Below are 12,231 nucleotides of genomic sequence, written 5' to 3' on the forward strand. Positions count from 1 at the left end.
TCGGCAGCTGCATGCGACATGGCTGCGACATGAAAAAAGGCTGGGAGGGCCGAAGCCGTCGTCAATAGCCACGTGGGGGGATCCACGGATCGGCGTAGCCCAAGTGATGGTCCAGGAAATTTGCGGCCTGATTAGACGGGCGCGCAACCACGGTAGCTGTCGGTTTACAATCCAGTTTCGGGCTTGGCTTGCTGCCGGCCTTCATATGCGCTGTAGAACACGAGGTTGCAGCCTGAGCGGTGGCCACCTTTTTCTTCTCTTTTGCAACAGCTGCACCGGTGGCGGCCAATACTATTGCTACGCCAATGACAACGAGTTTCATGGAAACGCCCTCAACCCTGCACGATCCGAAATGATTGCGCCTACATTACCGTCGCGTCAACTACATGTTGTCCGCAACGACGGCGCATATTGCCGGTAAAAAAAGCCCGCCACCGTGAGGCGCCGGCCCGTCTGGACAATTTGTCCACTCGGTTCAGCGCGGGGCCACCATGACGAAGGCAAGTTCGTGGTTCACCTGAACCCCGACAGGGGACGCCATGAAGGTGCTCCATCTTGTCGGCAATGATGCGGGCCAACACCTCTACCTCCAGCGTGGTCTTGTCCGCGTCGGGCTCCCCTTTGTGCGGCGATCTTGTGGAAGATGTCACCACTCATGATCGGGCTGCTCCCGCTCGTCATCGCCCTCGGGCATGTCGAGAATCTTCTCCTCTCCGTCTTCGACATTCCATGATCCGCGCTTGATGGCGCTTGGGCGGTATGGCCTTGAAATACGCGCAGGACGGCCGCGGGACAGCGGGGGTGAACGGGCTGCCGTCCGGCACGCGCATGGATGTTGGTTTCCCGGTGATGCCGATAACCAGGCATCTGTCGTCGAATATCTGTGACGGACCGAGATAGCCATCGCAGGAAGCTTGATCGTCCAGGTGCCCGGTTGGCAATCACCTTGCGAGCTTCCTGCAATACGCGGTTACCGCGCTTCTCGGCGCCTTCCAAGCGCGTCGCGAGCAGGTGCGGCTTACCCGCGCCCCGCCTCGATGATACCGACCATCGCCCGGGTAAATTCCACCATGCTGTTTGCGGTGATGGCGGCGTTGTCGGGGGATTGACCGATGTGCTCGGCCGCTCCGCAGCAGGATCGGCGGATGCTGTCGTAGTATGGATCTCTCTCATCGTCCGGCAGTTCCGCCAAATTCAAGGCGCGACGGTGGATCATGCGCAATAGCTGCGCCAATGCTGTTTCGACACTCATGCGTTTTGCTCCGCATCGGTCGAGCGTCTCGGCACACCGAGTGCTGGATCGCCGATTGGGAAATTCCCAATTGGAACAGGTTGCACGCCAGGCATTAATAGATCGTTGATTGCTAATATAAGACGGACATCAGGAGGTTGGCCAAGGGACAACGTTGCTGGTGGATGCAACTCTGCATGTGACTTCCGTCACGGTTCTGTGCTGCAGCGCTTGCTATAGGCTCGTGGGCGAACGCGCGTCGGTATAGCCCGCTTGGCCAGGAGGGATGATGCCCCTGTCAAACGACCTGCACGACAAGAACTTGATGTTCCAATGTCAACGCTGCTCCAGGACGATCGTCCGGAAGGGCTCCTGGATCAAGAGCATCAAAAGCTTTAGATGCGAAGGATGCCGATCCGAGGTGCCGATGACATACGGGCACAAATTATCGATCTTCGAACGGCATAGGCACTTGGCCGTAAAAGGCCCAAAATGAGCGGTTGAATGCCGCCTGCGGCTGGGACGCGTGCGGATAGGACAGCGTCGGCACGCACTCCCAATAATCCAGCGACGATGCGAAGAAACTGGCTGGGGAACCTGGACAGTAATCCAATTGTTTCAAATCGCCTGAAAACAAACAAGCTATTGCGATCCAATGTCTTTTTTGGCCTAGAACTGTACGGTCATATGTTCCGGAATTGTGTTACGGAAGGTCGAAAAATGGCAAGGCGGACTTACCAGGTATTCTGGGTGGGCTGTTCTCATTCCTGGGCTTCAGTGCCGGCGGCCCGGTAAAGAAGCTTGCCGGCGGCGGCCATGTGCGCCGCTCTGGGAGCTCGACCAGCGACAGCATTCCGGCAATGCTATCGGACGGGCGAGTTTGTGGTCAACGCTCACGCTACCGCACGCAACCGTGCGCTGCTGGAAGCCGTCAATGACAATCGACTGCCGGCTTTTGCCGATGGTGGAGTGGTGGGTGATGGGACGACGCCTGTTTTCGCCAAGGATAATCGCCCGCAGATTGCAAATCTCGGCACCGATTACTGTGAATGGTAGCGCTGGCACGCCCCAGCAAAACGACGAGCTGGCTAAGAAGATTGCCCGTGAGATGGAAGCCACGATGCGCGGTGTGGTCGCGGATGAGTTTCGGAAAAGCACACGGCCCGGGAACCTGGCAAACACTCGGACACGGCTGCGTTAACTGACTGAGGGCCATTCGCGCTGGCCACGCGCGACCCGCCATGCGTCCAGGTATTCCTCTGCCGACCTTGGCGGCTTAGCATCTTCTGAGTCGGGAAGGTCGCCATAGAGTGCCCAAAGCGCATCCCGAAGAAGGGCCACCCTTTCGGTGTGGCGCCGGATATCGACAGAGTGGAATCCCATTTTGCTCACTCCTTTGGGAGGATGCTTCCGACGCATATCCGAAAATACTTTTGGCGACACAGCCACTGCCAAGTCAGAATTGCCCACTGTCCCGCGCAAAAAATCCCCATGAACTATCGAGTTTCTTTCGACGGCCTCCTTTTCAGTCGCTGCAATGAGCGCCGACCATCTTTTTTGAATGTCCTCGCCAATGTCAGACCGATTGAAAAAGGCCGCATTCATCACTGCGATTCTGGGGCGCAGGTTGGGCACTTCATAGTAGATAGTTTCCCCCTCGCGGCCCCTCCCGCTTCTTACCAAAAGTAGCGTCAAGATATGAGCAAGCCAGCCCTCCAATTGAGACCACGTTGCGACCATTCGCCCGACCTCGCGGTGCAACTCTGCCTCAAGTTCATCGAAGATTTTGTCCGCATCCATTTGGTCGATTGCCTGCTTGCAAAAAATTACCCGACGCAATTGCGATATTTGCGCTCTCCCGTTCCGATTCTGCTATACTATTTCGCAAGAACAAAAGTCCGCAAATCGGCTGATAACCGACAAGGGCCATACTGGCATCACCACCCAAGGGCGACACCCCGGAATACGGACGGGCGCCATCAGACAGCCAGGTCGAACGGAAGATCTAGCCGCACGCTCCCCGATTGCGAGAGGAAGGCACAGGCCAGCAAGGACGAAGCCACGAACGATTTCGTCGCGCGTGACATTCTTCGCGAATGGGTCGCGGCCGACCTGAAAGACGACGAATAAATAGCGGCGATTGACAGGCAAACATGGGCGCGGGATTGTTTCCGCGCCTTTTCTTTGGGCTTGGGGGATTCACATGGGGACGAAGAAAGCCAGGCAGTTTTGCCCGGAAGAGAAACGCATAGTTCTTGGCGAGAAGCAGACGCCACACTGCATCTGCTCTTATCGGTCGTGACCGGTGGCGCTTGGTTGGGGGTCTGGCTGCTTATCGCCATGTTCGGCGGTGGTCGCTACAGGTGCCCTTCCTGCGGTGCCCTGACACGCGGATATACTACGCGCAAGGACAGGCGCGAGATGGAGAACCTAGCCTAAGCGCTACCAACCGTCTCACTATCCTCGCCCAGCGTCGACACCGGGAGATATTTGAAAAAGGATCGCTTGAAATCGACAGCCTAATTTCGTTCGCAGCCAAGCACGCACGTTCAAGTGAGGCCGATGTGAAATTGGTCCTTGAAGCTGATAGCAGCCTTCTTCCGACTAGCCTGGAGGGCGCCTAGAGTTCCGGTCTAATTTTCCGGAAAAGTGTTTCGGTTGCGATTTTTTCGTTTCGCCTAAGCGTTTGTTTTTATAGCAAAAAGCGCGTCTGGCTGGGGAACCTGGATTCGAACCAGGACTAACGGAGTCAGAGTCCGTGGGTCTACCGTTAACCTATTCCCCAATAAGCCGTTGATATCAAGGCTTTGGCCGAACGAGAGAAAAGCGGTTAGACACTTTTCTTGCGGGAGTTAGACAAAACCCGTTCTCGTTTCGAGCCGGCTTGTATCACATTCGCCATGTCGATCAAGACCCCTGATACGTCCGCGCTCGAAGAATAATGCTCGGCCATCTCGATCGTTTCCTGACCGAGGAAATTCTTGATGTCCTCGAGCCGGTAGCCTTGTTCGCGCAGGTCGGTCGCCACCGAATGCCGAAGGCCGTGCATGGTCAGGCCTTTGCTGGCGAGCCCTCGCGCCACGCAATCGTCGAAGAACTTTCCAATCGAAGCGGAGAAGCCCATCTCGGTCCAGGGCTTCTTGTGCGAATTGAGGCAGAGCATCGTGACATCGATCTCTGAAACCGGCCATGCCTCCAGCGCCTCGTCCAGGATCTTGCGCAGTTCTCCTAACGCCGGCAGCTTCATGATCTTGCCGTTCTTTGAGGCCCGGAAAGAGATGTAGCCGTCCCGATAAGCCATTCGCGGCAGCCGCAGGATATCGCCGCGCCGCATGCCCAGGAAGCGCGCAAGCGCGATCGGAACCTTGTAATGGAGCGGGGCGGCAGCCAGCACATTCACCCGTTCCATCTTCGTCCACGGGCGATTCTCTTTGCGCCTGTCTTTTGCGATTCTCGCCTTTTCCAACTCAAGGCAGGGGTTGGATGTCACCAGGCCATACTCCTTGCCGTGCTTGAAGGCCGAAGAGAGCATGGCCATCATGTGGTTGGTGAACGCGCCGCGGCGCTTCTTGACGGTCTTGTCGCGCAGCTTCGCCATGAATGCGGTGTCGATCAAAGCCAAGGGCGTGCCCGCGATTGGCTTCAGATGGTCCATATACTTCTGATAGTCGGACTGCGTGCGCGGAGCGAGATCGGTGAATTTGGGCGATTTCTTATAGCTTTCGAGCAGCGCCCCGAGCGTTCCGGACTGCGCCACCTTTGGAGCATGCAGCTTGTCTAGACGGTCGACCTCCGCGGCCAAAGCCTGGCCGGTCAGCTTCGGGTCTATGGGCGTGCCGCTCTTACGGTGATAGACGCGCTCGATTCCGAGCCGGTCCTTGTAGCGCTTCAAACCCGTGATCTTAACTCTCATCGAGCAACCCCAGCCATTCGTCTACCGTTGCCGGCTCCGATTGGTTCCGGCTGTCCAGCCACCTGTCAAGCGCGCGCACGTCATACCGCACCAGGCTGCCGATCCTTGTCGGCGCAACCCGGACATGCGTCTTCAACCATTCCACCGACTTGCCGCCGCAATATTCGGCGGCTTCGGCCGGTGAGAGCATTCGTTTGGATGGCATTGGCACTGCGCGTTGTCTCCGTTCAACCAGCTCGCGCAGTGATGCCGAGATAGCGCTGGAGGCGCTCGATGAATGCGAGCTCCGCCTTCATAGCCCCCCAGGGCACAATCGCGCCGACCAGCTTTGGCGGAGGTAGCGCCACGCGCGGCAGGCAGGCGCTGCGCGAGCTGGCGCCGAACAGTGCCGAGGCCTCCGCCACCAGCATACGATCGTCCATTTCTCGGATCTGGCGAGCGTATTGAGACACGGCGTTGATGTCGGGCAGCCCGGCCGCTTGGTAGATCGCCACGTCGATGCTGCACTTGACCGAGGCCAGAGCCCTGTGCGCCAGACGTTCGACAAAGTCTGCGGCTCCCAGTCCGGCCTCAGTGGCCAGCCGGGAAATATGATGCTGGATGAGGTCCACTGTCGGCCTGGTGATATCGCCCAGCGCGTATTCATGCCCGTCATGTAGGAGGAAGTAGCCCGCGGCGACGCCGTCGCCGGTCTCCCGGTAGAGTGCATCGGCACCCATAACGGAATGTTGGGCCACCGAATAGGCAGGGCAACGGTAGAGCCCGTTGAATCGCGCCAGCTTGGACAGCGTGTTGGCCATGTCGGCGAAGCTGATGTCGGATGGCTTGGGATCGACCAGGTCGAAGGCGGATCCGTCCGGCTTGAAGGTGGGGATCACCGTTGCCTTGCGGTCGCGGCTTACTTGCTCAGGCATCATTGCGTCACCTGCGGCATGGCGGCCTCCACCGCTCGCAGAACGCTGGTGCGGATAGCAGGGAAGATCGGCAGGGAATCCAGGTAGCTCGACAGCACCGCCATGCAGCGTTCGCGCTGACCGTGCCAAGGGTCGAGCAGGAGTGCGCCCCTGGCTGCGCAGTATTCGCCCCAGGCCTGGACCAGTCCTCGCGTTGGTTCTGCGTCGGCCGGGAGCGGCAGGCGGTTCGGTGCCGCATGCCTGGCCTTTTCGATCATGTCCTCGAGCAGATCCGGGCGGAGGGTCAGCTGCTTGGTGCTCGTCAGCACCGCCAGCCTTGCCGCATTGTCGCGGAATTCGATGATTTCCGAGCTGGTGAAACCGGCGCGGATGAGGTCTTCGGGCTTGACGCCGCCGCTTATAGCGAAGAGGTCACGCATGGCCTCGGACATTTCGAGGCAGCGCGGATGTGTTTCGACGCAAGCTTCCGGGAAGGCCGGGCTTTTGTCCGACGGGTGTCTGCGGATTTGCTGCAAAGTCGGTCTCCTTTTCGGGGTGCGTTAGAGGGCGCCGAGCGTGACGGCGGTGCAGAACAGAAAGGCGGCGAGGAAGGCTGCGTGCGGGAGCCAGTTCGCGAGCGCTCCGGCCCTGTGATAGCTTCCCGAACGTGAGGCAGCGGGCAGGGGGACTTGGTGAGGAAACTGGTATGTGCCGCTGCGATTTTCTGGCTCGCCGTCGCGGGACAGGCATTCGCCTACAGTGACAAACAGATGGCCGTGATGTCTCATCTCGGGCAGGCGATCGCGGGGACTAAGATCTGTTCGAAGTTGGAGATCAGCGAAGCTGAAGTGGCCGTGATGATCACCGCCTACAAGGTCGACCTCGGCGATCCGACCGTCGCGGCGGTCATTCGCAGCAAGGTCGATGAGACCATCAGCGCGTGGGCCGGCAAGGGTGAGGACCTGGCATGCACAGGGGCGCTGATCCTCTATGGCCCGAGCGGTTCCAACGTTCCAGGGTTGCTGCGCATCAAGGACTGATTTCATCTACCTACTCCGATGCGCATATGGTAGGTAATACCTACCTACTTTGTCAAGCGGAGTAGGTTACTGTTCCTGCTGCGTTCCTGTGGAATGACGGAGCTGCCAAGAGAGGTTTGTGCTTGTTTTGTTCTCAACCCTGAGTCACACTGTCGCGGCAAAGGAGGCAGTGTTGCTGACGTATTTTGTTGTCCAGAGTTTCAACCTCACGCCGAGGGGCGCCGTCACCGCCGGAAGGGCGGTGGAGGTGCAAGATGCCGAGCATGCCTTGCGACTGGCGGAGAAGCTCGCCGGGTGCTCTGCCGGTGTTGTGGCTTTCAGCCGGACCGGCGATCCTTCAAGCGGCGAGTTCGATGACGCCGTTGTTCTTTATGCCAACGGGATTGTTCCGCTGCTTGAGACGGAAGTGTCGATAGCATCCTAAGGGTTCGAATGGCACCAATTGTGGAGCAGAGAAGAAAGCATTCTGCGAGCCTTTGAGGAACATGCAGGTCAGAGTCACACATGATCGCTCGGCTTTTGCCTCTCTTGCCAACCTTCTCAAAGCCAGTTCTTCGCTTGCCAAGGGCCGGGGGTCCCGCCCTGGTGATGGGATCGGCGCCGAATTTTCGCCTCCCGGAAGGACATGATGCCCATTGGGCACTTGTGACCGTCAATGCTTCGCAGCTTCTGGCAGAAACCTTCAGCCTCTTCGTTCCTGACATCGCCGTCATTCGCCGCGGCATTTTAGTCGGGGTGGGCCAGCAGGATTTTTACAAGCGTGATTTGTTGAAAGGACGGCAGGCAAAGCATCTGATTATCCCGGTTTGGCCGGATGCTGAGGACAAGTTGAAAGCTGGCTGTCGCACATTCAATTATCATTATGACACCTTGCAGGCGCTTACCAAATGGCAGCTTGCCAACATCGTCTGGCGGCTTAGCGGCAAATATCATGTGTTCCCCCGCTGGCACGGGAAAATCTCTACTGGAGCCTTCGCGATCATGCTGGCGCGTTACGCCGGTTTCGCTCCTGTTGTTGTCAGCGGGTTTTCCTTCTCCCAAGCTGGGCATGGATACGATGCCCGAAATGCCTTTCGATATCATGCCAACGAAGATGCGGATTTGCTTCGACTGGTAATCAAAAGAGGCGAGCCAATCTACGCAGAGGATAGAGACTTCGCTGCAGAAAGTGGATTGCCCTTGTGGCAGGGGCAAATGCCATGAAAAGATACCTCGCTCGAACAAATTTCGAAGCGCGGTGTTGGCAACGTGAGCGGCTCGCTGCAGTAATCGATGCGGTTTATGTACGCGTCCAGTCGCGACACCATATTCAACGCTGCTGGCTGTCGATTACATCTTCTCCAACTCTAACCTGCCTAGCCCCCGCGGCGCTTGGGGGTTGCCGTTTTTTGATGGTTTCATTGTTAGTAGACTGGGCTTCCGGCCCCAAACACGACATGGCAGCTTTGCGCCTCATCTCGGTCGGTACGCACGTTCAAGCTGAACCCCAAAAGCCGACCTCCCTGGCCTCGAGCCGGATGAGCAGCCGTATCTCGCGCTTCTCTAAAGTCAACAGTCGCACCTTTGTCATCATTTCGCGGACGTGGTGTGCTGGGTTCAGTTTGAAGAAGATCGATGACGAAGCGCGTTTTGGGTTTCCGTCATCCATCCGTCTGCTTGAATTTCTTTGAAAAGCTCAAGTGCGCCGTGTAGCAATTTCTTCGCGTTACCTCTGTTCGTGGTGAGTTCAAATCTGCCAAAGGCAAGCAGGCTTTGGGCGAGCTCAGGACGAGACTGGATTGTTTGGAGAAGATCGACACTTCTGCGGAACTGCGCGTCCGCCGATTGGCGGTCGCCACTGGCCTCGTAGGCTTGGCCGAGCGCGCGACGGGCAGCGCCAATCTCAAGCCTTGCCGTTACGCGCTCCGCGAGTTCCAATGCGCGTTCCGCTGCTTGCAGCCCGGCTGCAGCGTCCCCTTCTGCCAAATGCAATTGGCTCAAAGCGATGTGCGGATAGATCTTGCAGAAATCGTCATCCAGCCGCCGTGCCACTGTTTTCATCACCGGATCCAGGAAAGCCCTTGCGTCGGAAATCCGGTTCAGCTTCAAGCAGGCGATGGCTGCCCAGCCTGACGCCCACAACACAACGCTCCATCTCCCGTTTTCCCACGCGGTCGAAAGGTTCTGCTCGACGACCTGCACCGTGCGCTGCCACAATCCTTTGTAAAACCAAGATTCTGCTTCCATCACCACCCACGAGCGCACCTCGACGTCTTGGGTTGACGCTGCTATCTCTCGAACCATCTGCGCAAATTGGAGGGAGCGCTTCAACCTTCCGGCGCGGGCGTTGTAGCAGCGGCCGGGACCTGCGGCGAAGGACCCAAGTTCTTCCAGATCCCCGACTTCCTTCAACAGATACGCAGCCCGTTCGATCTTCTCGAGTGATTCCTCAAGCCGTCCGGTATTGCCGAGCAAGATGGCGTAGCGCATCGCGACTTCGGCCTGGGACGCCGTATCCGTGAAACTGGCATGTAGTTCTGCGCTGACCAACAAGGACTCTTCCAACCAATCCATGCCTTTGAAGGACTGCAGCCCCGCCAAGGCCGCGATGTCTCCCTCAGCACACGCGATTGCCCGGTCGACTTGGTGAAGCGCTTCGCCACGCTCCTCTTTGGTCGCGTATGGCCTGCCACACCTGACCCGCGCCAGGACCGTCTCTACGTATGTTTTTTGGTGTGCCGCGGTGTCCGGAAGCTGTTCGAGGGCGTGGATGGCGCGCCGGTAATGCTCGGCCGCCTCCCAACGAGCCCCTCGACTCTGGGCTTTCGCCGCAGCCAAGAGCCGGCAATTCAGGACCTCTTCCCAGGCATTTGCTCTCTCATAGTGGTGCGCAAGCAGTGCCGGATCGTCTGTCCGCGCCTGCGTAAGCGCACCGGCAATACGCTTGTGCAGTTCTTTCCGCGTGTCACGTAGCAAGCTGCCATAGGCCGCATCCTGAAGCAGAGCGTGCCTGAAGACATAGGTCGCTCCCGAAGCGGCTTGCCGGAAGACCAGCAGCCCAGCGTCGACCAAGGCATCCAAAGCAGTTTGTAGCGCAGCTCCATCGGGATCGCATACGCGCTCGAGAAGCTCGATCGTGAACTCCCGGCCTATTGCTGCCGCGGTCTGATAGACCCACTTTCCACTGGCGAGCCGATCGAGCCGCGCCATCAGCATGTCTTGAAGTGATGCAGGCACGCCCCGCTCGAGAGCCCCGGCGGAGCTCGGTTGACTCTGTGCCTCAATCAGGGTCCTGGCCATCTCTTCGAGAAAGAGCGGTATCCCATCGCTCCGCTTCACAATCTCTTCAACGATGCTTTCTGGCAGCAAGTCAGAGTCCGCCAGCGAACCGATCATTTTCTTGCACTCGCGCTTGGCTATGCGATTCAACACAAGCGTCGTGACATGAGGCTGATCGGACCATGCGACGCTGATCCCGGGACGCGAGGTGATGATTAGCAAGACCGGCAGAGCCTCTACCCCGTCGACGAGCCGGTTGAGAAACTCGCGTGTCGACGGGTCACACCAGTGCAGATCCTCGAAGATGATAATCAATGGACCTCTGGCGCAGATATCTTCTATAAGGCCCGCAAGCACATCAAAAGTGCGTTCCTTCTGTTGAACCGCATCTAGGCTTGGCGAGCCGCCTTCTCCTCGGTTCATTGGAAGCGAGAGAAAAGCTGCGAGAACCAACAAAGCGTCGTCTCCCTCGGCAGATTTAGGGAGTATCGCCGCCAACCTTCGCAACTTTTCGCCCGGCTTGAGCTCCGGGTGAATGTCGGCTGCTTGCTCTAGCTGCATGACCAGAGGGTAAAACGCTCGGTCCGCGTGTGAGGGCGAGCATTGATAGGTCAGGCGCGCATGAGGCCGATCCAGTAGCTTGGCTCGCACAGCTTCACAGAGGCGTGACTTGCCGATACCTGGCTCGCCCGAAACGAGAACGACTTGGCCTTCGCCCGCCTCTGCTTGCCGGAATCGCTTTGTCAGCAGTTCCACTTCATCGTCGCGCCCGATCAGCGGCGTGTGGAGCCGGCCGTGCAGAGCTTCAAAGCGTGTCTCTCTGGCCGCCTTACCCAAGATACGCGAAGCGCGCACGGGCTCCGGAAATCCCTTCAAGAGATGTTCGCCAAGATCGGCAGTCTCATAGAGATTGCCGAGAAGCTGCCGCGTGCTGGCCGAGACCACGACAGTTCCGGACTCCGCGATGCCCTGCAGCCGCGCAGCCAGATTCGGAGTTTTGCCGACCACAGCGCGCTCTCGCGCCGTTCCAGTGCCGGTCGTTTCACCGACCATTACAAGACCTGTCGCGATACCGACGCGAGCCGCGATAGCTCGTCCGATCGCGGTGTCCAACGTTGAGACCGCGAATGTCAGTTCAAGGCCCGCCTCGACGGCGCGCTCAGCATCGTCCTCGTGGGCGCGCGGCCAGCCGAAATAGGCCAGCACCCCATCGCCCATGAACTTGGCGATATGCCCATCCCATCGCGCCACGATCTTTGTGCAACTTAGGTGATAAGCACGTATTGCGTTGGCCACATCCTCGGGATCGAACTCGACCGAGAGGCGCGTCGAATCCACCAGGTCACAGAACATCACCGTAAGCTGCCGACGTTCGGGCGACAAATCTTGCGAGGGCTCAGCCGACGTGACCGGTTCCGTGGCTCCTTCGTTGCTCCGTCCGCTGTCAGGGACTGAAAGGCCGGCTATCGCCCTCAGAAGTCTGCGCCGATCACCTACCGCGGCAACCCCCATTTCTTTAAGATCATCGCCCGTCAGGCTAGGCAGCACATCGCCATCGATCTTGTTTTTGGCAAACGCTTCCACGTACTCGCCAAGACCTTGTTTCTCCAGCCATTTGGCGACGTCGCGCATAGCGCGTTCCCCAATTGCTTGGCTAAGACGGACGAATTGCGGACCGTCTCACTGAGCGGCATGCCCGTTGACATGGTGTGGGCCATGCAACTTGATGTCCATCGACTCCTAGTTCCGACGTTACTCTAGCTCCGAAGTCGCTGCGACCGATCGCTCGGAAGCCATCGTACCAAGACTCATGATTAGATACCATTCGAAGCTCGAGCCTGGTGTCCAACAAAGGGGACCGAACGTCCGGAATGGATCAAACTCGAGCAGCCCGCG

The 12,231-nt window shown here is 58.4% G+C and carries 12 protein-coding genes and 1 tRNA gene; 4 read left to right on the plus strand and 9 right to left on the minus strand.

Going from position 1 to position 12,231, the window contains the following annotated elements:
* Nucleotides 1-61: 61 nt before the first annotated feature.
* Both CK230_RS32495 and CK230_RS16840 read right to left on the minus strand, forming a co-directional pair.
* Nucleotides 62-322 carry a hypothetical protein gene (locus CK230_RS32495; RefSeq protein ID WP_141246040.1) on the minus strand — a complete coding sequence of 87 codons (261 nt, stop codon included), beginning with the start codon at nt 320-322 and terminating at the stop codon, nt 62-64.
* Nucleotides 323-1,018: 696 nt separating this feature from the next.
* Nucleotides 1,019-1,252, minus strand: a complete 234-nt coding sequence (locus CK230_RS16840; RefSeq protein WP_127227474.1) for a hypothetical protein — start codon at nt 1,250-1,252, stop codon at nt 1,019-1,021.
* Nucleotides 1,253-2,047: 795 nt separating this feature from the next.
* On the opposite strand from CK230_RS16840, the gene CK230_RS33125 reads away from it, so the two are divergent.
* Nucleotides 2,048-2,287 (plus strand): hypothetical protein, encoded by a 240-nt coding sequence (locus CK230_RS33125; RefSeq protein ID WP_176480119.1) that lies wholly within the window; start codon nt 2,048-2,050, stop codon nt 2,285-2,287.
* Between the two features lie 141 nt (nt 2,288-2,428).
* On the opposite strand, the gene CK230_RS16855 is transcribed toward CK230_RS33125, so the two are convergent.
* The 6 genes from CK230_RS16855 to CK230_RS16880 form a co-directional block, all read right to left on the minus strand.
* Nucleotides 2,429-3,031 (minus strand): hypothetical protein, encoded by a 603-nt coding sequence (locus tag CK230_RS16855; RefSeq protein WP_095818268.1) that lies wholly within the window; start codon nt 3,029-3,031, stop codon nt 2,429-2,431.
* A gap of 911 nt (nt 3,032-3,942) precedes the next feature.
* A tRNA-Gln gene (locus CK230_RS16860) sits at nt 3,943-4,016 on the minus strand.
* A gap of 45 nt (nt 4,017-4,061) precedes the next feature.
* Nucleotides 4,062-5,144, minus strand: coding sequence for a tyrosine-type recombinase/integrase (locus tag CK230_RS16865; protein WP_095818269.1), 1,083 nt, complete (start codon nt 5,142-5,144; stop codon nt 4,062-4,064).
* On the minus strand, nt 5,134-5,349 hold the full coding sequence (locus tag CK230_RS16870; RefSeq protein ID WP_141246041.1) for a helix-turn-helix domain-containing protein: 216 nt from the start codon (nt 5,347-5,349) through the stop codon (nt 5,134-5,136). Before CK230_RS16870 ends, CK230_RS16865 begins: the two co-directional genes overlap by 11 nt.
* A 22-nt stretch (nt 5,350-5,371) precedes the next feature.
* Nucleotides 5,372-6,061 carry a hypothetical protein gene (locus CK230_RS16875; RefSeq protein WP_095818271.1) on the minus strand — a complete coding sequence of 230 codons (690 nt, stop codon included), beginning with the start codon at nt 6,059-6,061 and terminating at the stop codon, nt 5,372-5,374.
* Nucleotides 6,058-6,477, minus strand: coding sequence for a hypothetical protein (locus CK230_RS16880; protein WP_141246042.1), 420 nt, complete (start codon nt 6,475-6,477; stop codon nt 6,058-6,060). The genes CK230_RS16875 and CK230_RS16880 overlap by 4 nt, the downstream gene beginning before the upstream one ends.
* Nucleotides 6,478-6,729: 252 nt before the next feature.
* On the opposite strand from CK230_RS16880, the gene CK230_RS16885 reads away from it, so the two are divergent.
* From CK230_RS16885 to CK230_RS16895, 3 genes are all read left to right on the plus strand, one after another.
* Nucleotides 6,730-7,077 (plus strand): hypothetical protein, encoded by a 348-nt coding sequence (locus tag CK230_RS16885; protein WP_141246043.1) that lies wholly within the window; start codon nt 6,730-6,732, stop codon nt 7,075-7,077.
* A 172-nt stretch (nt 7,078-7,249) separates the two neighbouring features.
* A complete protein-coding gene (locus tag CK230_RS16890; RefSeq protein WP_245429954.1) occupies nt 7,250-7,501 on the plus strand; it encodes a hypothetical protein in 252 nt (83 codons plus the stop codon).
* Between the two features lie 80 nt (nt 7,502-7,581).
* Entirely contained in the window at nt 7,582-8,280 is a 699-nt protein-coding gene (locus CK230_RS16895) for a hypothetical protein (protein ID WP_095818274.1), read from the plus strand.
* Nucleotides 8,281-8,673: 393 nt separating this feature from the next.
* Here the strand turns inward: CK230_RS16895 and CK230_RS16900 are convergent, their stop codons facing one another.
* The gene (locus CK230_RS16900; RefSeq protein ID WP_095818275.1) at nt 8,674-11,967 is read right to left on the minus strand and encodes an AAA family ATPase; all 3,294 of its coding nucleotides are present in this window, start codon (nt 11,965-11,967) and stop codon (nt 8,674-8,676) included.
* Nucleotides 11,968-12,231 lie beyond the last annotated feature (264 nt).

Origin of the sequence: Mesorhizobium sp. WSM3859, from assembly GCF_002295065.1 — a bacterium.
In the GTDB taxonomy this organism is placed as follows: domain Bacteria; phylum Pseudomonadota; class Alphaproteobacteria; order Rhizobiales; family Rhizobiaceae; genus Mesorhizobium.